The sequence below is a fragment of the Algoriphagus aquimarinus genome, from assembly GCF_900112005.1.
GTDB classification, from domain to species: domain Bacteria; phylum Bacteroidota; class Bacteroidia; order Cytophagales; family Cyclobacteriaceae; genus Algoriphagus; species Algoriphagus aquimarinus.
Genome location: NZ_FOKK01000002.1, coordinates 204,043 through 229,977 on the forward strand (window position 1 = coordinate 204,043; position 25,935 = coordinate 229,977).

Annotated in this window: 21 protein-coding genes and 1 pseudogene; 10 read left to right on the forward strand and 12 right to left on the reverse strand. The window is 41.1% G+C overall.

Annotated elements, in window-relative coordinates:
• Positions 1-47: 47 nt before the first annotated feature.
• Positions 48-2,669: an ATP-dependent chaperone ClpB gene (clpB, locus tag BM291_RS03330; protein ID WP_092894748.1), complete on the reverse strand. Its 2,622-nt coding sequence runs from the start codon at positions 2,667-2,669 to the stop codon at positions 48-50.
• A 295-nt stretch (positions 2,670-2,964) separates the two neighbouring features.
• Here clpB and BM291_RS03335 point away from each other — a divergent pair.
• Positions 2,965-3,267 (forward strand): annotated as a pseudogene (locus BM291_RS03335) (ORF6N domain-containing protein).
• A gap of 96 nt (positions 3,268-3,363) precedes the next feature.
• Here the strand turns inward: BM291_RS03335 and BM291_RS03340 are convergent.
• Positions 3,364-4,623, reverse strand: coding sequence for a dipeptidase (locus tag BM291_RS03340; protein ID WP_092894935.1), 1,260 nt, complete (start codon positions 4,621-4,623; stop codon positions 3,364-3,366).
• A 378-nt stretch (positions 4,624-5,001) separates the two neighbouring features.
• Here BM291_RS03340 and BM291_RS03345 point away from each other — a divergent pair, with 378 nt between their 5' ends.
• From BM291_RS03345 to BM291_RS03360, 4 genes are all read left to right on the forward strand, one after another.
• Complete coding sequence (locus BM291_RS03345) at positions 5,002-5,886, forward strand: SMP-30/gluconolactonase/LRE family protein (protein ID WP_092894749.1); 885 nt, start codon at positions 5,002-5,004, stop codon at positions 5,884-5,886.
• Positions 5,887-6,206: 320 nt separating this feature from the next.
• Positions 6,207-7,208, forward strand: a complete 1,002-nt coding sequence (locus BM291_RS03350; protein WP_092894750.1) for an acyl-ACP desaturase — start codon at positions 6,207-6,209, stop codon at positions 7,206-7,208.
• Between the two features lie 159 nt (positions 7,209-7,367).
• Complete coding sequence (locus BM291_RS03355; protein ID WP_092894751.1) at positions 7,368-8,906, forward strand: carbon-nitrogen hydrolase family protein; 1,539 nt, start codon at positions 7,368-7,370, stop codon at positions 8,904-8,906.
• A 22-nt stretch (positions 8,907-8,928) separates the two neighbouring features.
• Positions 8,929-9,783 carry a pirin family protein gene (locus BM291_RS03360; RefSeq protein ID WP_092894752.1) on the forward strand — a complete coding sequence of 285 codons (855 nt, stop codon included), beginning with the start codon at positions 8,929-8,931 and terminating at the stop codon, positions 9,781-9,783.
• Here BM291_RS03360 and BM291_RS03365 read toward each other — a convergent pair whose 3' ends face one another.
• From BM291_RS03365 to bshC, 7 genes are all read right to left on the reverse strand, one after another.
• Positions 9,784-10,557, reverse strand: a complete 774-nt coding sequence (locus BM291_RS03365; protein WP_092894753.1) for a Rossmann-like and DUF2520 domain-containing protein — start codon at positions 10,555-10,557, stop codon at positions 9,784-9,786.
• An 85-nt stretch (positions 10,558-10,642) separates the two neighbouring features.
• The gene (lpdA, locus tag BM291_RS03370) at positions 10,643-12,040 is read right to left on the reverse strand and encodes a dihydrolipoyl dehydrogenase (protein WP_092894754.1); all 1,398 of its coding nucleotides are present in this window, start codon (positions 12,038-12,040) and stop codon (positions 10,643-10,645) included.
• 149 nt (positions 12,041-12,189) lie between these two features.
• Positions 12,190-13,713: a 2-oxoglutarate dehydrogenase complex dihydrolipoyllysine-residue succinyltransferase gene (odhB, locus tag BM291_RS03375; RefSeq protein ID WP_092894755.1), complete on the reverse strand. Its 1,524-nt coding sequence runs from the start codon at positions 13,711-13,713 to the stop codon at positions 12,190-12,192.
• Between the two features lie 88 nt (positions 13,714-13,801).
• Complete coding sequence (locus tag BM291_RS03380; RefSeq protein WP_092894756.1) at positions 13,802-16,594, reverse strand: 2-oxoglutarate dehydrogenase E1 component; 2,793 nt, start codon at positions 16,592-16,594, stop codon at positions 13,802-13,804.
• Positions 16,595-16,947: 353 nt separating this feature from the next.
• Positions 16,948-17,445, reverse strand: coding sequence for a hypothetical protein (locus tag BM291_RS03385; protein WP_092894757.1), 498 nt, complete (start codon positions 17,443-17,445; stop codon positions 16,948-16,950).
• 22 nt (positions 17,446-17,467) lie between these two features.
• A complete protein-coding gene (locus BM291_RS03390) occupies positions 17,468-18,040 on the reverse strand; it encodes a 5-formyltetrahydrofolate cyclo-ligase (RefSeq protein WP_092894758.1) in 573 nt (190 codons plus the stop codon).
• Entirely contained in the window at positions 18,030-19,595 is a 1,566-nt protein-coding gene (gene bshC / locus BM291_RS03395) for a bacillithiol biosynthesis cysteine-adding enzyme BshC (RefSeq protein WP_092894759.1), read from the reverse strand. Before bshC ends, BM291_RS03390 begins: the two co-directional genes overlap by 11 nt.
• A gap of 295 nt (positions 19,596-19,890) precedes the next feature.
• Between bshC and BM291_RS03400 the strand changes: the two genes are divergently transcribed.
• From BM291_RS03400 to BM291_RS03420, 5 genes are all read left to right on the forward strand, one after another.
• Positions 19,891-21,132 carry a M16 family metallopeptidase gene (locus BM291_RS03400; protein ID WP_092894760.1) on the forward strand — a complete coding sequence of 414 codons (1,242 nt, stop codon included), beginning with the start codon at positions 19,891-19,893 and terminating at the stop codon, positions 21,130-21,132.
• Positions 21,129-21,611: a 2-C-methyl-D-erythritol 2,4-cyclodiphosphate synthase gene (gene ispF / locus BM291_RS03405; protein WP_092894761.1), complete on the forward strand. Its 483-nt coding sequence runs from the start codon at positions 21,129-21,131 to the stop codon at positions 21,609-21,611. Before BM291_RS03400 ends, ispF begins: the two co-directional genes overlap by 4 nt.
• A complete protein-coding gene (mnmD, locus tag BM291_RS03410; protein ID WP_092894762.1) occupies positions 21,608-22,291 on the forward strand; it encodes a tRNA (5-methylaminomethyl-2-thiouridine)(34)-methyltransferase MnmC2 in 684 nt (227 codons plus the stop codon). Before ispF ends, mnmD begins: the two co-directional genes overlap by 4 nt.
• A gap of 141 nt (positions 22,292-22,432) precedes the next feature.
• Complete coding sequence (locus BM291_RS03415; RefSeq protein WP_092894763.1) at positions 22,433-22,852, forward strand: hypothetical protein; 420 nt, start codon at positions 22,433-22,435, stop codon at positions 22,850-22,852.
• On the forward strand, positions 22,849-23,322 hold the full coding sequence (locus BM291_RS03420) for a Clp protease ClpB (RefSeq protein WP_092894764.1): 474 nt from the start codon (positions 22,849-22,851) through the stop codon (positions 23,320-23,322). The genes BM291_RS03415 and BM291_RS03420 overlap by 4 nt, the downstream gene beginning before the upstream one ends.
• Here BM291_RS03420 and BM291_RS03425 read toward each other — a convergent pair.
• The 3 genes from BM291_RS03425 to BM291_RS03435 form a co-directional block, all read right to left on the reverse strand.
• Positions 23,319-23,816, reverse strand: a complete 498-nt coding sequence (locus tag BM291_RS03425) for a hypothetical protein (protein WP_092894765.1) — start codon at positions 23,814-23,816, stop codon at positions 23,319-23,321. The two genes, BM291_RS03420 and BM291_RS03425, sit on opposite strands and share 4 nt — an antisense overlap.
• A gap of 103 nt (positions 23,817-23,919) precedes the next feature.
• Positions 23,920-24,579: a phosphatidylserine decarboxylase family protein gene (locus tag BM291_RS03430; RefSeq protein ID WP_092894766.1), complete on the reverse strand. Its 660-nt coding sequence runs from the start codon at positions 24,577-24,579 to the stop codon at positions 23,920-23,922.
• 72 nt (positions 24,580-24,651) lie between these two features.
• Positions 24,652-25,929 carry a Glu/Leu/Phe/Val family dehydrogenase gene (locus tag BM291_RS03435; RefSeq protein ID WP_092894767.1) on the reverse strand — a complete coding sequence of 426 codons (1,278 nt, stop codon included), beginning with the start codon at positions 25,927-25,929 and terminating at the stop codon, positions 24,652-24,654.
• Positions 25,930-25,935 lie beyond the last annotated feature (6 nt).

Consider the following 25,935-nt stretch of genomic DNA (forward strand, 5'->3'; position numbering starts at 1 on the left):
CCTCGAAGCATTCGCTCCGAGGTTTTAACTCTAACCATTAACCTAAATTACACTTCTATTTCTGTACCTACATTTTTAAAGTAAACCTGCTTATCAGCATCCAAGTCTACCATCACTGCAGAATCATTTTTTATATATCCAGACAAAATCTGCTTCGAAAGTTCATTCAGAACCAATCGCTGCATAGTTCTCTTCAGTGGTCTAGCTCCGAAGTTTGCATCAAAACCAACTTCTCCTAAGTGATCTAACACCTCTTTGGTCGCTTCGATTTCAATTCCAGACTCAGCTAATCTATTCTGAATTTCCTTCCACTGAATATCCACGATCTTACGAATGATCTTTTTATTTAGCGGCTCAAACATGATCGTCTCGTCTATTCTGTTCAAGAATTCAGGTCTAACGGACTTTTTCAAAAGCTCATAAACCTCTTTCTTGGTCTTATCGAGTATCTCATCTTTGTTCCATTCTTCCATCTCCGCAAAACGCTCTTGGATCAAATGCGACCCAATATTAGTAGTCAGGATAATAATGGTGTTTTTGAAATTAGCCACACGACCCTTGTTATCAGTCAATCTACCATCATCCAGAACCTGTAAGAGAATATTGAACACGTCGGGGTGTGCTTTCTCGATCTCATCTAGCAAGATCACAGAATACGGCTTTCTACGAACTGCCTCAGTCAATTGCCCTCCTTCATCATAACCTACATAACCTGGAGGCGCTCCTACCAAGCGGCTTACTGAATGTCGCTCTTGATATTCTGACATATCTATTCTCACCATGGCATTTTCATCATTGAAGAGGTATTCTGCCAAAGCTTTCGCTAGCTCGGTTTTACCCACGCCTGTGGTTCCCATGAAGATAAAGCTACCAATCGGACGCTTTGGATCTTGCAATCCAGCTCGACTTCTACGTACAGCATCAGACAAAGCAGTAATCGCTTCCTTCTGACCAGCCACTCTATGCCCAAGTTCCAATTCTAAATGCAGTAACTTTTCGCGCTCAGACTGAATCATTTTATTCATCGGAATACCAGTCCATTTAGACACTACCGCAGCAATATCTTCCTGATCTACTTCCTCTTTCAACAAAGGAGACCCTGCCTGCATTTCTGCCAACTGAGACTTGAAGGATTCAAGTTTCTTCTCAGCCTCCACGATTTTACCGTATCTGATCTCAGCAACTTTACCAAAATCACCAGCCCTCTCAGCCTGCTCCGCTTCCAGTTTGTAATTATCGATTCGCTCTTTCTCACGCTGGATTCCTGTGATTACAGCTTTCTCACTTTCCCACTTGGCTTTCACGCTATCCCGCTTTTCGGCGAGCTCAGCTAGCTCTTTACTTAGGACAGTTTCTTTGTCTTTGTTTTTCTCTCTACGAATCGCTTCGCGTTCGATTTCCAATTGCATGATTCGACGATTTAATTCGTCTAGCTCCTGCGGCAAGGAATCTATTTCCATCCGCAATTTTGCGCCAGCTTCATCCATCAAATCAATCGCCTTATCTGGCAAAAATCGATCAGAAATGTATCGCTGAGAAAGCTCTACAGCTGCAATTACCGCATCATCTTTAATTCGCACACCGTGGTGTAACTCATATTTATCTTTAATTCCTCTTAGAATTGAAATCGCATCCGCAGCATCTGGCTCGTCCACGATTACAGTCTGGAATCGACGTTCAAGCGCTTTATCTTTCTCTATGTATTTCTGATATTCCTTAAGTGTAGTAGCACCGATGGCATGGAGTTCTCCGCGTGCCAAAGCAGGTTTCAGCAAGTTTGCCGCATCCATCGCTCCTTCTCCGCCTCCACCTGCACCTATCAGCGTGTGTATCTCATCAATGAAAAGGATGATCTCACCTTCAGCATCTGTCACCTCTTTGATGACTGCTTTCAAGCGCTCTTCAAATTCACCTTTGTATTTAGCTCCAGCTACCAATAGACCCATGTCTAGGGAAATCAAAGTCTTTGACTTCAGGTTTTCGGGCACATCACCAGAAACGATTCTTTGAGCAAGCCCTTCAACAATGGCAGTCTTACCTACACCAGGCTCACCAAGCAGAATCGGATTGTTTTTGGTTCTTCGAGCCAAGATCTGGAGTACTCTCCTGATCTCCTCATCACGGCCAATTACAGGGTCAATTTTACCCTTCTTAGCCATTTCATTTAGGTTTTTGGAGTATTTCTCCAATGCCTGGTACTTACTTTCTGCGTTTGGATCTGTCACTTTATTTCCTTTTCTAAGTTCTTTGATAGCTTCAATCAAAGGCTTTTCAGCAATCCCCTGATCTTTCAAAAGTTGTGAAGTAGCATCGCCGCCAGCTAGTATAGCTAGTAACAAATGCTCAATTGCAACATATTCATCACCGAAAGTCTTGAGATAATCCTTGGCTTTCGTCAATGCCTGATTCGAATAATTCGACAAATATGGCTGTTGCTGTCCGCCTGTCACTTTTGGCAAACGCGCTAATTGCTCATCAAGCTTTTGAGAAATGAGCTGTTTATTGGTGCCGAGCTTTTTGAACAAAAACTCAATCACATTTTCATCCTCAGTGATAATCCCTTTCATCAAGTGCGCTGGCTCAACATTCGGCTGTCCTGCCGATGATGCCAATTCCACAGCCTTTTGAATTGCCTCCTGAGATTTTATAGTGAATTGTTTAAAGTCCATTGTATGGTTGGTTATTAGTGGTTTCAATTTTTATTAGTTGGGCCCTAAGAGCAACTTCCCATCACCCAACTTCCACTCTACTATCAAAACTACATCCAATCACATATAACAGCCATAATGACCGAATAAGCTCCTTAAATTACACGAAAACGGAAAACTTGACAGAATTATATTCTGAACAGGAAAGGTTTACGACATTTTGTGCATATAAAATCGTTCTTTTATTTTCTTAAGTCTGACCAAAGCTCTTAATCAATCTGTCAAGAGAAACCCTGACAGATTCCCTTTAGACTTCATGTTTCAAATTTCTGAATAAGAGAGGCAAAACTTAAAGTCACAAAATGTGACCTCAAGATGGGGAGGACGACGAACTCTTCCATTTGTTTTCACAGAACAAGGAGTGGCGATGTTATCTTCAGTGTTGAATAATACGCGAGCCATTCAGGTAAACATCTCGATTATTCGGACATTCGTCAGGATCAGGGAATGGGCCTTAAATTATTCAGAATTACAGGACAAAATTCAGGCATTGAAAGATGCCGAATCCAACCAAAACCAGCACATCAATTATATCTATCAAATGATAGAAGAACTTTAAAGCCAAGTCTGGGAAAGACGGGAAAAGTTGGATTAAAAAAATAGACCCTGTTCCATTTTACTGAAGCAGGGTCTAAAAAAATAGCTATATCAAATGTTATCCCTTTTGAGAAGCAGCATAATCATCGACTGCTTTCCAAACTCTGAATACATTTTTGTAACATATTTTCTCAATCTCTTCTTTCGTGTAACCACGCTTCAATAGCTCCGCAATCAAATTAGGGTACATAGAAACATCTTTCAATCCTGTAGGCAAGGAATCACCCACACCATCAAAATCAGATCCTAAGCCTACGTAATCAATCCCAACTAAATTCTTCACATGATCAATATGATCTGCTACTCGCTGTACTGTTGGGAAAGGGTTATTTGCCGATGAATATTCAGCGATGTAAGCTTGAGCAGCAGAGTCCCGTCTACTCAAATTATTTTCAGCCATATAGTTAATCAGATGCTCACGTACCTTATCCGCACCTGTAGCATAAGCTGAATCAATAAAAGTCCCTCCGAAATTGATCATCATCACTCCGCCATTTTTGGCCATTGCCTGAATCAACTCGTCACTCATATTTCTCTCAAAGCCTGGAGTGAATTTTCTCACTGAAGAATGAGAAGCAATTACTGGCGCTTTCGTCAAGGCCAAAGCATCCTTAAAAGTATCATCAGAAACGTGAGATAAATCGACCATTATTCCTACTCGATTCATTTCAGCCACTACTTTCTCACCGTACTCACTCAGACCATTGTATAACCTTACTGTGTCATAACTACTATCTCCAATCAGATTTGCCTTACCATGAGTAAGTGTAATGTAACGTATCCCTCTTTCGTGAAAATAGGCCACATTTGATATATCGTCTTCTAGTGCTGATCCATTTTCCATTCCCATAGGAAGTGAGACTTTGCCTGCGGCAAAATTAGCTTCCACATCCGCTGGGCTATAGGCCATCGCAAATTGACTAGGAAAAGTTTCCGCCAAACGCTCTGTCATCAGGATCAGAGAATCTGCCAATGCTTTCGAAGAGCCAGGAGTCTGCTGAAGACCAGCAGGAATATATATAGACATAAATGGCGCATCTAATCCGCCTTCTTTTGCTCTAGGAAAATCAAAGTTGCCATCTGGCGTACGAACCGAAACGTCCAAAACTTCTCGCTGCAAAGTAAAACCTCCTACTTTCATACGGTAAGGCAAGTCCACGTGTCCATCTACCATAATCGTTTCCTGCGCCATTTTGGTAGCCACTTCCAACCGTTCTGCATCAGACATGGTCGTGTAATCAATTGTTGCCCCCTGTTCTTTGGGCGCACATGCAAATGCCAAAGTGACTAGCAATGCAGCGTTAAAATATTTTCTCATAAGTTGGTGGGTTAGTATTAATCCCAAGATAAGTGCTTTTTCTTTTTGGAAGTAAAAAAAATCCATCACTGGTAGTTGTTGCAAAAAATCGACGTATTAATGAAAGAATAATGCCCCCGAAACACAAAACTTTGGATTAGAAAGACAGATACATGACAATTTTTGGCCGGAATATATAAACTTACACAAATAAGAGATAGCTGTGTTTATGGCGCGAACTTGACTTTCAGCACTTAAAAGTCGTTCTCTATTACTCCCATTTCTTTGACACCAAGATTCTTTTGTCGTAACTTTTCATAGTGAATAGAAGTTACTTGCGCAGCATTTATTAATCTTCACTGCTAAAAATCAACCTTTGACAATCCTAAATCTAAACTCATGAAATCTAATTTAAAACTGATCCTACTCGGTATATCATCCACCTTGTTATTCGCTCAATGTAGTCCACAAAAAACTGAAGAAACGACTGAAGTAGTAGTGGCCGAAGAAGTGAAAACACCGACTTTGACTAAAATCTGGGAGACAGACACCACTTTAACCACCAACGAGTCGGTATTGTATGATGCTGAATCAGGTAAAATATATGTATCAAACATAGAAGGAGACCCTCGAGGTAAAGACGGAAAAGGCTCTATTTCTATCATTGACAAGGACGGAAAAGTAGTTAACCAAAACTGGGTTACTGGTCTAAATGCTCCTAAAGGAATGGGTATTACTAATGGTAACTTATATGTAACAGACATTGATCAGCTCATAGAGGTGAACCTTGAATCAGGAAAAATCAGCAATAAATACAAAGTTGAAGGAGCTGGCTTTTTGAATGATCTTGCCACCAGTAATGGAAAAGTATATTTCACTGATATGAACACGGGTAAAGTTCATCTACTTGATGGAGGTAAAATCTCAACTGTAACTGAAGGGCATGAATCTATTAATGGTATAGCTATCGCTGAGAATGGCAGCCTTTATATGTTGGATAAATCAGGACTGAAAATGCTTAATGAAGACGGCACTTCCACAAACCTGAATAAAACTGTCACTGGCGGAGATGGCCTTGTGATTTTAGGAGATGGTAATTACGTTGCGTCAAGATGGGCAGGAGAGATTTACTTTGTAAATAGCGATGGTGGCGAGACGCTTCTGTTAGACACCAAAGACGCTGAATCAAACACCGCAGATATTGGATTCATTCCTGGAGACAACATAGTTTTAGTCCCAACTTTCTTCAAAAATAAAGTAGTAGCCTACAAATTAGACTACTAAGAATAGGTTTATCCATACATAAAAAAGCCTTCATACGAAGGCTTTTTATTAGTTAATGAACTGAGAGGACATAAATTTCCTTATATTAATGGGCAAGCGACCAACAGAATTATCACCAAATTGGGGCCGCAAAGGGCAAAATTTGATAACCTCACTCGATATATTCAACTGTTTGCCCCTCTAATTAACTGTATGTTGGTCACTTATAGAATCTTGAATCATTGATAGACACATTCTATCTGTAATTTGTCTATTTGTGAGTAAATTTGTCCTAATTCAAAATCCGACCGAGTTATTATAATTCGGGCCTAAATTTATCCATGATGAAATCAGGAGAAATAAATTACGAACTAGAAAAGAACATAGAGGTCATCTCACAATTGGATGGTCTTGTTGGCGAGGCCGTAGATAATATCCTCGTTGATCCGGACAAGTGCTGGCAACCATCAGATTTCCTACCAGATTTTGGAGATCCAGATATTCATGACCAAGTAAAGTTACTTCAACAAAGATCAGAAGGCATTCCTGACACAGTTTTAACTTCCTTAGTCGGGAATATGATTACAGAGGAAGCTCTTCCAAGTTATCAGACATACTTCAATCTTTTGGAAGGAATCAATCCGGAAAGAAATCTTCTTTCACCTTCAGGTTGGGTCAGATGGTCCAAATCCTGGACTGCAGAAGAAAACCGTCATGGTGACCTTCTGAACAAATACCTCTACATGACTGGTAGAGTAGACATGAAAGCTGTAGAGCAAACAATCCACAGATTGCTTACCAATGGGTTTGACCCAAATACTGGCGGTGACCCATATCAGGCGATTGTCTACACTTCATTTCAAGAGCGAGCTACCAAAGTTTCTCACGTTAATACGGGGAAATTGGCAGATATCGCTGGAGACCCTGTTTTAGGAAGAATCTGTAAGCAAATTGCTGGAGATGAAGCTAGACACGAAAAAGCTTACAAGAGCTTTATGTCGGCTATTTTTGAAATTGATCCAAATGGAGCAATTCTAGCGTTTGAGAAATTGATGAGAAAGCAGATCGTCATGCCAGCGGTATTAATGGGTGAAGGTGGTTCAAATCCTTCTCTATTCACTGAATTCTCCGCTATTACACAAAAAGTAGGTATATACACTGGCTGGGATTATGCTAGAATTATAGAACATCTAGTCGATCTATGGAAAATAGAAAGCTTGACAGGATTAAATGACGTAGCCTCCAAAGCGCAGGATTACCTCGTGAAATTAGCTGATAGATATATGAGGCTAGCAGATAGGATGAAAGCTCCTGAAGAAGTAAAACTAGCTTGGCTTAAATAGCCTAACACAAAAACCATTTCAAATCCTTTCCATTTCGGAAAGGATTTTTTTGGTTGAAAGCACTATGCTTATCTTATGATTAATTCCTGCATCTATAAAGCTAAAGCAATTAACTCCCCTTACACTTTTCCCAAAACAACAACGCAATCACCTTAACCAATGGATAATACCCAAGCAGAAAATATATCATTATCCTACCTTCAGCCATCTGATTACAAGGACCTCAAGGCAGCAATGATCGAAGCATACAGAAGCATGCCTGGATCATATTGGGCTGAAAGCCAAATCGAAACGTTGATTACTAAGTTTCCTGCTGGGCAAGTGGTCATCAAAATCAATGATCAGCTGGCTGGTTGTGCGCTTTCTATCATTGTAAATGATGTGGAGTTAGAGGGAGAACATACTTACAAAGATATTACGACCAACTTCACTTTCGAAAATCACAACGACACTGGTGATATGCTTTACGGTATTGACGTTTTTATCAAACCGGAATTTCGGGGATTGAGACTAGGTAGGAGATTATATGATTACCGAAAAGAGCTTTGTGAAAAACTGAATCTGAAAGGAATCGTGTTTGGCGGACGAATCCCTAATTACCATAAGTATGCTGATCAGATGGGGCCAAAAGAGTACTTGGAAAAAGTTAAGCTTAAGGAAATTTATGATCCTGTTTTGAATTTTCAGCTGGCAAATGACTTTCACCCTGCTCGTATTATGAAGAATTACCTGGAAGGCGACTCTGCCTCCAGTGAGTTTGCAGTATTGCTGGAATGGAATAATATTTTCTACGAAAAGCCAAACAAAAAAGCATCAACAAATAAAACCATCGTGCGCCTTGGATTGATCCAATGGCAGATGCGCTTATATGATGACTTGGATGAACTGATGCAACAGGCAGAATACTTCATCGATGCTGTTTCCGGTTATCGTTCTGATTTCGCCCTTTTCCCAGAGCTCTTCAATGCACCGCTAATGGCGGAATTCAATCACCTAAGTGAAGCGCAGGCAGTTCGTGGCTTGGCGAAATACACCGATGAGATTGTAAAACGTTTTGCGCAGCTATCTGTATCCTACAATATCAACATCATCACCGGCTCCATGCCGAAAGTCAAAAATGACAAGCTGTACAATGTAGGTTACCTCTGCAAAAGAGATGGTTCAATTGAATCGTACGAGAAACTTCATATTTCGCCGCTGGAGGCTAAAGTATGGGGAATGCAGGGTGGAAACGTCCTCAAATCATTTGACACAGATTGTGGTAAAATCGGGATTTTGATATGCTACGATGCTGAGTTTCCCGAACTGAGTAGAATCCTAGCTGATCAAGGTATGGACATCCTATTCATCCCATTTTTGACTGATACGCAGAACGGTTACTCTCGAGTCCGCAATTGCGCAATGGCTAGAGCCATAGAAAACGAGTGCTACGTTGCGATGGCTGGAAGTGTGGGAAATCTGCCTAAGGTTCACAACATGGACATGCAATACGCTCAATCCATGGTGATTACCCCATGTGACTTCCCCTTTCCAAGCAATGGTATCAAAGCGGAAGCTACACCAAATAATGAAATGACTCTGATCGCAGATGTTGACCTATCGCTTTTAAGGGAGTTAAATCAATTTGGCAGTGTACGAAACCTAAAAGATCGACGAACTGACTTGTTCGAACTTAGGCTAAAAGACATTCCAAAATAATTCTGCCTAACTAGTGATCAAGATGCGCTCAATCAAGAAAATACATGAAGCAGAATACCGACCAATAGCAGATTTGGTGACTTACAGTCCTATGCCGACTCGTTCACTTGATCATATTGATCCATTTATTTTCCTGAACCATCACGGTTTCCAAACCTACTCAGCAAATAATCAAGGCCTACCTTTTGGCCCACATCCACATAGAGGAATGGAGACAGTTACTTTCATACTGGAAGGAGACATTATGCACATGGACTCCTCTGGTCACGAATCTGTAATCGGTCCAGGCGGTGTACAATACATGACTGCAGGCAGCGGCTTGATCCATTCTGAAGTGAGCAGTGCTGAGTTCAAAAAAAACGGAGGAGATCTGGAAATACTTCAACTTTGGCTAAATCTGCTTTCTGATAAAAAGATGATGAAACCGAGCTATATCGGTCTTCAAAAGCCCGAGATTCCTACTTTCGAATTGGATGGAGGAAAAGTAAAAGTCCAACAATTATTTGGAGCGTGGGAAGGCACCAAGGGAGCATTTGAGGGAAATTTCCCGATTACGATGAGTACGATTTATCTTGGAAAAGGTGGCAAATTTGAAAAATCAATTCCTACTTCAGATGCTATATTCTTCTATATAGTTCGTGGTGAGCTCAAAGTAAATGCACAGGAAATTCAATTTCGTCACTTGGTGGAATTTGAAAATAATGGTGAAAAAATCGAAGTAGAAGCAAGTGAAGATTCAATTCTAATTCTTGGAAATGCTGCATCATTCAAGGAACCTATGGTCGCACAAGGTCCATTTGTAATGAATACACATAAGCAAATCCGCGAGGCTTACGATGATTACCAAGCTGGTAAATTCGGAACTTGGACGCACTAATCAACTATCTATAATATCCTGAGACACTAGTCTATAGATTTCTGCGATTCCTTCATTGTAACTCAAAAATCGATGATGATCCTCCAGCGTTTCGTAATCTTCACGAATTGCCGGCCCCGTTTGAGCGGCTTTTGCACCTATTTGGAGGCTTTTGGATATCGTTTCAATAATCAAAGGTTTGAGCATCTCAAAATCCAGCCCCTGCCTCCGCATCACTTCCTCAGCAATTCTAATCATATGATTCGAGAAGTTGCTCGCAAAGACTGCCGCAATGTGCATGGCTTTCCTATCCTTTGAGCGCACCGTATAAGTTAGCGGCGTCAAACTTTTTGCCAGCTTTTTCAGCTTCTGCAACGTTTCCTCATCATCAGATTCAAGCAAAAAAGGAACTTCGTCAAACTCAATTTTTCGCCCCTTTGTAAATGATTGCAAAGGATAAAATATACCTGTATAAGTAGCAGAACTATAGTTCAAAATATCCAAGGGTACCGATCCAGAAGTATGAACCAGAATGCTATCCTCAGGCAGAATAATCTCATCTGCTACTTCAAGGATCGCTGAATCCTTCACTGCTAGAATAAAAATCTCTGCCTCACTCGTAGAAAAATCAAGATCATCCTTCGGTTCACCTGCATAAACTCGATCTGTGATCAACCCTGCACTTTTTAAAGTGCGGGCATAGACTTCTGTGATGACATGTCCAGCATCTTCCAAAGCTGGAGCCAAATGCCAAGCAACATTTCCAGCACCGATAATGGCAATTTTAAACTTCATAATGGAAGTAAACTATTTTTCCCCAAAAAGAAAAAACCATTCGAATCTCTCCGAATGGCTCCTTCTCAAAAATATATATTCTGATCTAAATATGTAGTGCTCTATTGTCTGTAGCTGCCAGACAAGCTTCCTTGAAAGCTTCAGTGTAGGTCGGATGCGCATGAGACATTCGGGAGATATCCTCAGCGGATGCTCTGTACTCCATCGCTACCACAGCTTCAGCAATCATATCAGCAGTTCTTGGGCCGATCATGTGAACGCCAAGGATTTCGTCTGTTTCAGCATCTGCCAAAACTTTCACCAAACCATCTGTATCCATAGAAGCTCTCGCACGGCCCGAAGCCATGAACGGGAATTTACCCGTTTTATACTTGATGCCTTTTTCTTTCAGTTGCTCTTCAGTATATCCTACCGCAGCCACTTCAGGCCAAGTATAAACTACACCTGGAATCAGGTTATAATTGATATGCGGCTTTTGACCCAAAATAGTCTCAGCTACAAATACACCTTCTTCTTCAGCTTTGTGGGCTAGCATTGCACCTTTCACCACATCACCGATTGCATAGATATTTGGCACATTGGTCTGCAAGTGATCATTAACTTCCACCTGACCTCTGTCGGTGATTTTCACACCAGCAGCTTCAGCATTCAAGCCATCAGTGTAAGGTTTTCTTCCGATAGAAACCAAGACATAATCGCCTTTCACTTCTATAATTTCACCTTTACCGTTCTCAGCTTTGACAGTTACTTCTTTGCCTTTGCTTTCTACTGCAGTTACTTTATGCTTTAGGAAAAATTCGAAACCGATTTTCTTCAGTGACTTCTGAAGTTCTTTGCCCATCGTACGATCCATAGTAGGGATCAAGGAATCCATGAATTCGATCACAGAAACTTTGGCTCCCAATCTCGCATACACAGAACCTAGCTCCAAACCAATTACTCCACCACCGATTACTACCAAGTGTTTTGGAATCTCTTTCAAGTTCAGCGTCTCAGTTGAAGTGATCACTCTGTCTTTGTCCAATTTGATGAAAGGCAAAGATGAAGGCTTTGAACCCGTTGCAATGATGATATTCTTCCCCTGAATATCAGAAGAAGTACCGTCACCTTTAGTCACTTTCACAGTGGTTTTGTCTACAAAAGAACCCACTCCCTGATGAACATCGATCTTGTTCTTTTTCATCAAATACTGGATCCCATCCGTATTCTGCTTTACCACATCGTTCTTTCGCGTGATCATCTGCTTCAAATCAACTTTCAAATTGCTCAACTTAATTCCGTGAGTTTCGAAGGTATGAGCAGCATTATGGTAATGCTCAGATGAATCCAAAAGTGCTTTAGAAGGAATACAGCCTACATTCAGGCAAGTCCCTCCCAGCGTAGGGTATTTTTCAACGATGGCGGTTTTCAGCCCAAGTTGTGCACAGCGAATCGCTGCTACATATCCACCTGGACCAGAACCAATAACTATGACGTCGTACATTATTTTAGATTTTAGTAGTGAGTAGCAAGTACCAAGACTTGCCCTTACTTATAATTGAAATACTAGGGTGTCAGGATTGGGAGCATTAACAATGAGCTCTTTTGAAAACGCCCCCTTTCTTGATACTTTGTATTTGTGACTAGATACTTTTAAACTCCAAACAACAATCTTGTCGGATCTTCAAGCAATTCTTTTACTCTAACTAGGAAGCTTACTGACTCACGACCATCGATGATTCTGTGATCATAAGAAAGCGCCAAGTACATCATCGGAAGAATGACAACTTCACCGTTGACAGCCATTGGACGTTGCACGATATTGTGCATCCCTAGGATCGCAGATTGTGGAGCGTTGATGATCGGTGTGGACATCATGGACCCGAAGATTCCTCCGTTAGTCAATGTGAACGTACCACCAGTCATCTCTTCGATAGAAAGCTTGTTGTCTCTAGCTTTCATCGCCAGTCTAACTACTTCTTTTTCTATCTGATCGAAACTCATTGCTTCGGCATTTCTGATTACTGGAACTACCAATCCCTTTGGTGCAGATACAGCGATAGAGATATCACAGAAATCGTTGAAAACCATCTCATTTCCGTCGATTTTAGCATTGACAGATGGCCATTCCTGAAGTGCTACGCAAACTGCTTTGGTGAAGAAAGACATGAATCCAAGTCCTACACCGTGTTTTTCTTTGAATTGCTCTTTGAATTTGGATCTCAAGTCCATGATCGGCTTCATGTTCACCTCATTAAATGTGGTGAGCATGGCTGTCTCATTTTTTACAGAAACCAATCTTCTAGCTACTGTCTTTCTCAAAGAAGACATTTTCTCTCTGCGCTCATTTCTAGAACCTGCAACTGGAGCTGGAGCTGCAGCCGCAGCTGGTTTGCTTTCAGCTTTTGCTGGTGCAGGAGCTGATTTCTGAGCTGATTGTGCATCTTCTTTCGTGATTCTTCCGTCTTTTCCAGTTCCTTGAACTGACTCTGGAGAAACTCCTTTTTCTGCCAAAATCTTGGAAGCAGCTGGAGAAGCATGCCCAGTAGCATAATTTGTATTTCCTGACGGCGCAGCAGATGCTGGAGCAGTCGAGGATTCAGAAGAAGCAGCTGCAGCTGGCGCGCCTTCTGTTACTTCGATCTTACAGATCATTCCACCAATCTCAAGCACGTCACCTTCTTGCGCCACATGGCGAAGAATTCCTGATGCCTCGGCTGGCAATTCAAAAGTGGCTTTATCAGAGTCCACCTCAGCGATGATCTCATCCAACTTCACGTAATCGCCGTCGCTTTTAAGCCAATTTGCCAAAGTAACCTCAGTGATGGACTCACCTACAGTAGGTACCACCATATCTTTTACTTCTCCTGTAGCTTTCGCACCAGAAGATTTTTCTTCAGCTTTTGGAGCAGCAGCAGCTGGCTCAGACTTGCCTGGAGTTCCAGTTTCGTCAATTTCGCAGATCACAGCTCCGATTTCCAATACATCGCCTTCTTGGGCTTTGATTCTAAGTACGCCCGCAGCTTCAGCTGGCAACTCAAAAGTGGCTTTATCGGATTCCAATTCACATAGGACTTCGTCCATCTGAACCTCATCTCCGTCTTTTTTAAACCATTGGCCGATGGTAACTTCCGTGATGGACTCGCCTACAGCCGGGACTTTAATTTCTTTGCTCATAAGTTTTTCTTTTTTTCTCTTTCTAGTCAAAAAGAGAGGAACAAAATGATACGATTATTTTGGATGTCTTTATAAAAAAGAGCTGTGATTATTTCAATTTAAGTGCCTGAGCAATAATATTCTTCTGCTCTTCCACATGGACTTTGTTATATCCAGTTGCAGGAGAAGCACTAGCCTTTCGAGCAATTACCTCCATTGGTATTTCCTTGTAAAGCAATCTGAGAATATAATTCCAGTAACCCATATTGGAAGGCTCTTCCTGAACCCAAACAATTTCAGCTTCTGGATAACCTGCTAGCACATCAAGCATTTGTTTCTTAGGAAGTGGATGCAGCTGCTCAATTCTTACGATAGCGACATCTTTCACTTTCTCCTTTTCTCTCGCCTCATCAAGGTCGTAAAAGATTTTGCCAGAGCAAAGCACTACTCTCTTCACGTCCTTTGCATCAACAGTAGTATCTGGAAGCACTTCTCTGAACGTACCAGAGGTAAACTCAGAAAGTGGAGAAACAACTTTTGGATGTCTCAAAAGAGACTTCGGTGACATCACGATACATGGCTTTCTGAATTCCCATGCCAACTGTCTTCTCAATAAGTGGAAGAAGTTAGAAGGTTCTGTGATGTTTGCCACGATCATATTGTATTCAGCAGAAAGCTGCAGAAAACGCTCAGGACGAGCATTGGAGTGCTCTGGTCCCTGACCTTCGTAGCCATGAGGCAGTAGCATCACCAATCCATTCATTTTCTGCCATTTCGATTCCCCAGAAGAAATAAACTGATCAATCATAGTTTGAGCACCATTGGCGAAATCACCAAATTGAGCTTCCCATATAGTCAGTGAATTAGGGTTTGCCATTGCATAACCATATTCAAAGCCTAGTACAGCATATTCGGAAAGAAGAGAGTTATAGATGTAGAATTCACCTTTTCTTTCCTTCATTTCCTTCAAGGAATTGTAGGCTTTGTTTGTATTAGCATCATGAAGAACAGCATGACGGTGAGAGAAAGTACCTCTCTGCACATCTTGACCTGTCAGTCGCACGGTCTTTCCTTCTAAAGTCAAGGAGCCGTAAGCAAGCAATTCAGCTGCTGCCCAGTTCAAAGATTTGGACTGGAAGAACATGTCCTTACGCTGCTTCAACTGCGCTTCAATCTGCTTAAGTGGCTTAAACCCCTTAGGAATAATAGTAAGTGCTTCAGCTACTTTTTCGATTTGCTCCTGAGTAACACCTGTTTCCGGAGACTGGTCAAAATCTTCTGGCTTGGATCTTCTTAAGCTACTCCACTCCTGCTCAAAACGAGTAGCTTGGTAAGGAAGTGGCTTTTCTTTCACTAGATTCAAACGATCCTGAAGCAATTGCCTGAATTCCTCATCCATTTGCGAAGCTAATTTTGCTTCAATATCACCACGTTCTGCTAAGCGCTTCACGTAGATTTCTCTTGGATTTGGATGCTTGGAAATAATATTATAAAGCTCCGGCTGAGTAAATTTAGGTTCATCTGATTCGTTATGTCCATGACGTCTGTAGCAGACCATGTCTATAAAAATATCACGACTGAATTTCTGTCTGAACTCTGCAGCTAGTTTAGCAGCAAAAACTACTGACTCCGCATTGTCACCATTCACGTGAATAACTGGTGCATCGATGATTTTAGCAACATCAGTACAGTAAATGGAGGAACGCGCATCATCAAAATCGGTAGTAAACCCAACTTGGTTGTTAATAACAAAGTGAATCGTACCACCCGTGTTATATCCTTTCAGGCTCTCCATCTGAGTCACTTCATAGACGATACCTTGTCCTGCGACAGCTGCATCTCCGTGAATCAAAATTGGAAGTACTTTGGTTACATCTCCTTTATATTCTGAATCGATTTTGGCACGAAGGAAACCTTCAACCACTGGATCCACCGCTTCTAGGTGAGATGGGTTTGGAGCAAGTTTCAAATGAACCTTGTTCTCGCTATGCGTTACGATATCACTGGAATAGCCCATGTGATATTTCACATCGCCATCACCCATAGTCAAATCAGGCTTAGCCGTTCCTTCGAATTCAGAGAAAATCTGCTCATAGGTTTTGCCCATGATGTTTGCAAGCACGTTCAGTCGACCACGGTGAGCCATGCCTATCATCACTTCCTTCACACCTAACTGGGAAGAGGTATTAATCACTGCATCCAAAAATGGGATAGTGCTTTCACCACCTTCAAGGGAGAAGCGCTTTTGACCAAGATATTTGGTATGCAAAAAATTCTCGAATACTACCGCTTGATTCAGCTTCGAAAGTATTCTCTTTTTCTCTTCGTGAGTAGGGTTAAAAGCTAAAGCTTCTTTTTCAACTTTGGTTTTAAACCAATCCAGCATCTCTGGATCTCTTATATATAAATATTCAAATCCAACCGATCCTTCATAAATGGATTTCAGTGAATCTAAAATTTTTGACAATTTAGCACTTCCGATTCCAATCTCATTTCCAGCCTGGAATTCAGTATTCATATCCTCTTGGCCTAGACCAAAATCTTGAGGATCAATTAATGCCTTTCTATCTCTACGCTCTCTTACTGGGTTTGTCTTAGATCTCAAGTGAGCTCTAGAGCGATAGGCGTGGATTAAAGCTCTAACCTTAATTTCCTTAGGCAGCTGCTCCATGTCCATAATGGTACCTGGAGTAGCAAGAGCGCCATTCTTCGCAGGTGCAGTAGCTTTTCCATTCGATAAAGCTGTATTTTCTTCGTCACCGTAATTAGTCAGTGCAAAGTCAAAACCTTCAAAAAACTCTTTCCAGCTTGGGTCGATTGATTCTGGGTCACTCTTGAAAGAAGAGTAAAGCTCATCGATGTAGGACACGTGAGCGTTAGCGATGTAAGAAAACTTATCCATAATTGATTCTTAAAGAAGAATTCAAAGCTAAGTTCTTAAATCAATATTAAAAAATTGCCTATTTGCCTTTACAAATATACAAATCTGACTTATAGATAATACCTATAAACTAAAGATCTACTGCGCCATAACACTGTAATTAGTAAAACTCATGGGCTAAACTTCTGTGGTCATTCCCTACAGCCATTCATCTATCCTGATATAGGCTAAAAAAACCACGAGTTTCGTAGAAATGTCCTAGCAAGTAACTGACAAAATCTCCTCTTAGATAAGACTGACTGCATCAAAACGGTGACTTAGCAAACCTTTTCCTCCAATTGCAAAAAACATTTTTGAATTACAATATCTTTAAATCAAAGGGAATACCTCAATGTAAAGGCCGCGTCATCTTCCCAAACCTTAGTGAATTCATTAAAATTATAAGCTGGCTTCCAGTATAACCCTACATAAAAATTACTTTGATTGATATTGTATTCCACACCTACGATCGCATCTACCCCATATACATTATAATCTTGATCAATTTTATAAACCCACGGTGGCTCTCCCTTTCCATCTTTCCACATCCCGTAGTGTGCTCCTCCACCAAAATACCACTCTAAACCTCGGAATTCCCTAATATCCATGTGGTGTTCATACAGGGCAGCTGCCACCCAGCCTTTCCATCTTCTATAGACCAGAAGATCAACTGCGCCTTGTGCTGACACAAATTGTTTTACAGTTCCTCCAATGTTCGTCCCGCCTGTAACACCAATCATGGTATTATAATCTACAATCTGCGCCTTCGATTCTTTGATTGATGAAAACGCAAGAGAAAGGGTGGCAAAAACCACAAAAAGAGTAAATCGCATGGAATGTTCAATTAATAATTGATCAAAAAGTAATGATATTTTCTGGCGTAATGCAATAATCCAATGGGATATCGTGCAATTCTGGCGAAATACTTAGCTCAGCGGAAAAAAAACTCAGTCCAACTTTTAATACCGAAGGATCAAGACTAGCTAAAAACACATCGTAATACCCTTTGCCAAAACCGATTCTATTTCCTTTTTGATCAAAAGCCAACAACGGTACAAAAACAATTTGAATTGACTCATTTGTCACCAATTCAAACTCTTCCGGGACTGGAATCCCCCATGCATCATACTGAAATTTTGTATTAGGCTTTAAAAGTAGAGTCTGTAATGACAAGGAATCCAACTCCACTCTTGAAGTGTAAACAGCATCTCCCCTTTTCTCTAAATACTCTTTAATCGGATAAGTATTGATCTCCCTTTGCTTAGGGATTGGGAAAAATAGATGAAACTGGGTTAGCTCTTTTCTATCACTTAAAAATACAATCACATTATCTGTGATCGCTAATGATTTCCTCTCCAGATCTTCATCAGAAAGTGCTGCTCGCAGTTCCCTATAGAAAGTTCTTAGCTGTGGTTTGTCAAGACTCATTTGCCAATACCATCATTCTGAAATCCAGCGGATCAAAACAATCCAACAACTCTGATATCAAATCAGGATTACTCAGATAGAATTGCATCATATTCACAACCCGCTCCTGTGGACTACCACCTGGCTTCACTAACTCCTGAATACAACAGGCACGTTCTATCTGCGTATGCAATCTGCGCTCTTCAGCTTTGCGAAGCTTTGTCGCCATTTGATCGATAATCTTCAGCGAACGTACTTTCCCTGCTTCAAAAGCATTTTCTAGACTTTTCTCTAAATGAGCAGCTTCCTTCCCTTTTACATCAAAAAGCATAGAAATCACTTCCTTTTGCTTGGCAAGCTCTATATCAATACTAGCCTCTGCTTTCACAAAAGTTTTTTTCCAATGCTCTATATCCACGAAAAGGTCTTCCACATCCCAATTCATCTGCTTCATTTTGCGCTGTACTTTCTCGTTGATCAGCAAAGCAAAATTACGAGGCAAAACGACCGGAAAAGGAACTTCAAAATGATCAAAAACACCTTTCAACTGAAGCCAATACACCACTTCTGCTGGCCCACCAAGGTAGGCAAGGTTTGGCAAGATCACTTCTTGATACAATGGTCTTAACACCACATTTGGACTGAATCGCTCCGGGTGCTTCTCCACTAGTACTTTCATTTCCTCATCTGTAAACCTCAATTCAGTATTTACCACACCAAATCCAGACTCCATTCTTTCGATCCGCTCTCGAAGCCCTTTCTCCAAGTAAAAGAAATTGACCTCTCGAGGGAATATCTGACTGCTGTATCCTAATTCTTCCAATTCCTCAGTCGCCTGGCTAGCTTTTACGAATGGAGTATGGTCAAACAAATCGGAAATTATCACTTCTGAGAATTCTCTTTTCAAATTCTCATCATCACCATCTACGATTACCAATCCCTGCTCTCCAAATAACGCATCCACGTATTTTCTTACCGCTTCTGCCAAAGTTTTGGAGGTGGAATAAGCTTCTTGAAAAACCTCCGGCGCAAATGAAACTGTCTTTAGAAATTCCTTGAAACTCTTATCCAATTCAAAATCTCCGACAGCACCTGTCTGCTCAGAATTCCACTGATATTTCTTCCCATCTAGCTTGAAGTAATTGATCTCGTCAAAATCATGATCCTCTGTAGCCATCCAATACACCGGCACAAACTTATTTTTAGGATAAGTCTCCGCCAATTTCTTGGCTAGATTGATCGTAGAAACGATTTTGTAAATAAAGTATAATGGCCCCGTGAAGAGATTTAATTGATGCCCAGTCGTGACTGTAAACGTACGGTCAGAGGCCAAGGAATCAATATTCGAAGATACCGCATAACTCACTTCCTGATTGGCATATTGGCTATGCAGCGCTTCGACCAGTACTTTTCTATTTCCTTCGGAAAAAGTTTTCTGCTCAATTGCTTCCTTGAAACTTTCCAACTTCGGAGCATGAGAATAGAAAGGAGTCAACTCTTCCTTCCCTCCTATGTAATCCAAAAAAAATTGTGAAAACTGTCCCGTTTGATGGAGTTCTACGCAATGTTTTTTCATGTGTCTATAATTTGATTTTCAAAGGCCACATGGAATTTCGCATACATGTTAGTCATAATAGTTTGTGACACTTGAGCAATGCTCAATTTCATGAGGAAGCTGAGCGGAGAGTTGTAATGGGTAACTAACTTAAGCAATCATTTCAAAGTTCGCTTTTTTTTCGAAAAAATCCGGTAAGCTTACATCAATGGGATTGTTTCTGGTTAAACTGAAGTTTTAGACAGAAGGTTTATTTAAAATACGCCTTCCCGATTAGCCAGAATTGGCAATTATCTTAGCTTTGCAAGCTACAATTATGCTACCCTACACAAGATTTTTCCTAGAAAACGGACTGGAAGTGATCGTCCATGAAGATCACGGCAGTAAAATCGCTGTTTTCAACCTGCTATATAAAGTCGGATCCCGAAATGAAAAGCTCGGCAAAACTGGTCTTGCCCATTTCTTCGAGCATTTGATGTTCGGTAGTTCTGCCAATGTCCCGGTTTTCGATCGTGAATTAGAACGTGTCGGCGGTGCTTGCAATGCATTCACCAGTCCCGACATCACTAACTACTACATCACCATTCCGGCAGCGAATTTAGAAACAGCATTTTGGCTGGAATCTGATCGTATGCTTCAATTGACTCTCAGCGAGAAGACAATAGAAACGCAGCGAAAAGTAGTGATGGAAGAATACAAGCAGCGCTATATCAATCAGCCCTATGGCGATGTGTTCCATCACTTGCGGGACCTTGCTTACCATACCCACCCTTACCGCTGGCCTACCATCGGGCAGAATCTAGATGACATTATTAACTATACAGCAGAAGATGTCTGGGAGTTTTATCGTGCAAATTATAGGCCTGACAATGCCATATTAGTGGTTGCTGGTGCGGTAACTCAAGCAGAAGTAGAACGACTGGCGAAGAAATGGTTTGAACCAATACCGAACCTTTCAGAATCAAACCACCAAATCCCTGTCGAGCCAACCCAACTTACCAAAAACACCAAGGTGGTAGAAGCTCCTGTCCCAACTGATGCACTATACAAAGCCTATAAAATGCCAGCGAAACTGGCTGAGGGATATTTGGAAGCGGATCTGATCACTGACATCATAGGCTTTGGCAAGTCTTCTCTCTTGGAGCAAACCTTGGTAAAAAACGGGAAGCTTTTCGCATCTGTGGGAGCCTACATCTTAGGATCTGTGGATCCCGGGTTGTTGATCTTCTCAGGAAAAATGGAATCTGGGGTTTCTGCGGAAGAAGCCGAAAAGGCTTTAGACGAGGTGGTTTCCAAATTCCTAACTTCGGAAATATCTGACCTTGCTCTTCAGAAAGTGAAGAATCAGGGAGAAGCCATGAAAACCTACGAATCTATTCAAGTACTCAATCGAGCAATGAATCTGGCGAATTATGCGCAGCTTGGAAATCCAGACCTTTACTGGGAGGAATTCGAAAATAAATCAAAAATAAAAGGAGAAGAAATCATGACTTGGGCAAATCGCCTGATCCGTGAAGAAAACTCCTCTGTCTTATACTATAAATCTGTACCTGCATGAACAAATTCAGAATAGGTTTCGGTTACGATGTCCATCAACTTAAAGAAGGCTATGACTTCTGGCTGGGCGGAATCAAATTAGAATATGAAAAAGGCGCTGTCGGTCATTCGGATGCCGATGTTCTTATACATGTGATTTGCGACGCGCTTCTTGGAGCAGCTAATCTGCGTGACATTGGACATCATTTTTCCGATCAAGACCCGAAATTCAAAGGCATAGACAGCAAAATCCTTCTTGCCGAAGTAATGGTTCTCATTAGAGAAGCTGGTTATGAAGTAGGCAACTTAGACACGACGATCTGCCTGCAACTCCCGAAAGTCAACCCACACATCCCAACGATGAAGGCATGTCTTTCTGAAGTGATGAATGTTTCTGAAAATGATATTTCAATCAAAGCTACAACCACTGAGAAATTAGGTTTTGTTGGTAGACAAGAAGGTGTTTCTGCGTATTGTTCTGCCTTAATATATTCTGTATGAGTGGAAACTTAAGAATTATAACTACTGAGGACGGCTCACATTCTCTATACAACGATGAGCTGAAAGAAAGCTACCACAATTCAGGTGGAGCTTTCAAAGAATCCATCCATATATGTATGCTTTATGGGTTAGACTCTTGGGTTATGAATAATCCCAACAAAAAACCTATTCGCATTTTCGAAGTAGGCTTCGGAACAGGATTGAATGCTTGGCTCACCCTAGTTTGGGCGGAGCAAAATCAAATTCCAGTGCTTTACCACAGTATTGAGCCCTTTCCACTAACTGAGGATATTTATTCCCAGTTAAACTATGGAGATATGGATGATGCTATATTTCATTACAAGCCATATCTACAGAGATTGCACAAAGCCGATTGGGATAAAGGCCTTATTATGTCTGAGTATTTCAACATGAAAAAGGAAAAAATAAGCCTTCAAGATGTGATCCTCTATCCTACTGATGTCGTCTTCTATGACGCTTTTGCGCCGAGTAAACAACCAGAAATGTGGACAAAGGAGATTCTAAGCAAGGTTTGTTCATCCTTAAACCCCGGTGGAATATTAACAACTTACTGCGCTACTGGGCAGCTGAGAAGAGACCTGAAAGATGTAGGACTTGAAGTGGAAATCTTACCTGGACCTCCTGGCAAAAAAGAAATGACACGGGGTTGGAAAAAATAATTTGTCAAGTGGAATGCTGTTTGGATAGTGGATAGAAAAAACCACCAGCCTTATGAAATCGAACATGGCGAGTGTAACACACTTGCATATTTATTTATCATGTGAGATATCATAAGGCCTTTACAAACAAATTATACACTTATGAAAACTGCAATTTTTACTTGGCTATTTTTATTACCGCTTCAAATTTATGCAAGTGGGTATGATTCCCGTCACTCGGAAGATTTGACTCAAAATACTAACCGAATAGAGAGTAGTACACAAGCAATGGATCTTGGAAGTACTGAGCTTATCGCTAGCGCCGAACCTACAGATAGGAGCGCAAATTTTCAAGCTATTGCAGTTTCACAAGAAAAAGATATTCAAAGGCTAAAGAGTCAACTAGCACATAAAAACCATGAGATCTACACACAAGAATTGGATCAATGGAAATCTAAAACTGCCACATTGATTTTCTTTGTAGGCATGCTTGTCTTCGCTTTACTTTATATTAGAAGCAAGCGAACTGATGAGCATCAAGAAACGCTTACTTATAGCACCTTATACCCGCAACAAAAATGACCTTTGGATTAATTCTACTGATTTTAAACCTATTCTCTCCTCAATTCACTGAAGCTGGCCAAGCGAAACTGGAAAAGATGGTTAAAGATCGCGATGCCCTCACGCAGCAATGGAAACAATCAGAAAGCAGAAAATCTGGAATATTCGGCAATCGTACCAAAAAGGATATGATCGAAACGAATGAATGGCTGGAGAGAATCATTCAGAAAGACAACCTGATCATGGATGAGCTGCGAATGATCGGGGATATAGAGACCACCACGGCTACTCAAACTGGAGATGACTACAAAGCCATTGCTTTCAAACAAGAAAAGGATGTACAGGCGCTAAAAAGAGCTGTAGCAGAAAGAGACAAGTCACTTGATAAAATGCTCAGTTCACGAAGGGCATTTGAGTGGACTACTACTATTTTTTTTCTAAGCACGCTGGGCTTAGGCTATTGGATTTATAGAAGTAGAAAAACTTCCTAATTAATTTTAATATACGTTTTTGGGAGTGAGCATTCAGAATAATACTCTAAGCACTCAGCCAAAAACTCAAATTGCTTTCGATCTGTTGAAAAAGTCAAATTGGCAGTAGGGGTATTGCTAAAGTCAATTTCAATAAATCTCAATTCATTTTTAGGGGCGTATAAATTAGCGCGACTAGGGAGATAATAATCCTTTACTTGATAAATCTCTGAATACGTAAAGGTAAAAGCATTTTCCTGCAGATTATACCAACCACGAGTCGCGAACCTATAGCCAAGATCTTTACTTGTTTCTGACTCTCTGACTGTAACATTGATATCATAGATGCTATCATTGACAAAATCATACCTCTCTACTATCCAATAATTGAGGGAATCTACGAACACCCTATTTTCCCAAGCTCCTATTAGTGGAGATATAGGTTCCTCTACGTCGCTACAACTAGAAAGGGACACTGTACAAGCAGCAATAACAAGTAGGCATAGGTATCTCATAATTCAAAAATTTGGCTAACAAAGTCTATTACGAAACGAAGACTAATATCGCTACAGAAATTCAAACTAATCTAAAAGTATTTTCAATAAAGGAATGGCAACCCTATTTCAACCTTGCAATAGGAGTTCTACCGCCCTTAGTCTTCTCTTCCAATCCAACGATGATTTCAGCATCCAAAGGAAGATAAACATCTACACGAGATCCAAATTTGATAAAACCGAATTCCCCACCTTGTTCCAATTCAGAACCTGGCTTCACATACCATTTAATTCTTCTAGCAAGCGCACCTGCAACCTGTCTTACCAGCAGCTTAGTGCCATTCTGGTGCGTCACCACCATCGTAGTACGCTCATTCTCTGTGCTTGACTTTGGGTGCCATGCTACCAGGTATTTTCCTGGATGATATTGAAAAAACTCCACAATGCCTTTGATCGGAGATCTAGTGATATGCACATTGATCGGAGACATGAAAATCGATACCTGTCTACGGTTTTCTTTCAAATACTCACCCTCAAAAGCCTCTTCAATCACCACTACTTTCCCATCTACGGGAGCATATACCAAACTTTCGTCTGATGGCAATTGGATAATTGGGCTTCTGAAAAACTGAAGTATAATCAGATAGAGAACAATACTTCCTAATACAGCAACATTAGAAAGTACTCTAGCATCTGGCATGAAATAGATGATGAGGTAATTACCAGCTACTAATATAATTAGCATCCAAAATAACAAAACTCGTCCTTCTCTGTGTATGGTCATAAGCTTTAAAACTAAAAGGCGTGGAGATTTCCCCACGCCTCAAAGATAAAATATTCTTTCGATAGAAAAGGCTTAGAATCCTCCTCTATATGTATAAGTCTTCGCAACTTTATCAATAGCAACGATATAAGCTGCAATTCTCATAGGCACATCATACTTCAATGAGGTCTGATACACCATATCAAAGGCATCTTTCATGATTCTGTCTGAACGGCGATTCACGCGGTCAGCAGTCCATTTGTAGCCTAATCTATTTTGTACCCATTCGAAGTAAGATACTGTCACACCTCCAGCATTTGCCAGGATATCTGGTACAGCCATAATACCTTTTTCGTTGATGATCGCATCTGCCTTAGCAGAAGTAGGCCCATTGGCTCCTTCTACGATCAGTTTAGCTTTGATATCATTCACATTGTGAATAGTGATTACATCTTCTACTGCAGCAGGCACAAGTACATCGACATCCAAAGTCAACAAATCAGCTGCATTCTCCATTTTGTCGCCGCCTTTGAAGCCTTCTAGATTTCCGCCATTTGCATCGCGGTACTCTATCGCTTCTACGATATTGATTCCTTTTTCATTGTAAAATGCTCCAGTGTGATCGGAGATAGATACAATTTTCAGACCTCTTTCTTCCAAAAGTCTAGCTGCCCAAGAGCCTACATTACCAAAGCCTTGAACTGCACAAGTAGCCTGAAAAGGGTTAATTTTCAACTTCTGCATGGCTGCCAAAGCGGAAACCATCACGCCACGGCCAGTAGCTTCAGTTCTTCCAAGAGATCCACCAAGTACAAGTGGCTTACCCGTCACAACTGAACTCACTGTCATTCCTTTCGCTTTAGAGTACTCATCCATCAGCCAAGCCATTTCTCTAGGCCCTGTACCCATGTCTGGCGCAGGAATATCCTTATCCGGACCGAAGACATCGATCATTGCCATAGTATAGGCTCTGACAAGACGTTCGATTTCACCGCTAGACATTTCTCTAGGATTACATCTCACTCCACCTTTACCTCCACCATAGGGAATGTCCACTACGGCACATTTCCAAGTCATCCAAGCCGCTAGTGCACGCACCTCATCGATGTGTACATCGGGAGCAAAGCGGATACCGCCTTTTGCTGGGCCAAGAATATTTGAGTGGATTACTCGGATACCTTCGAAGACCTGGATTTTTCCATTGTCCATCGTGATAGGAAGGGAAACGATTACTTGTTTGGCAGGATTTTTCAGAACATTGTACACCTCATCGGAGAGGCCTAGCTTTTCAGCTGCAATGTTGAATCTTTCCATCATTGACTCCAAAGGATTCTCTTTATCCTTGATTGGAGCCGGTTCAATGTAAGCCATATTCGG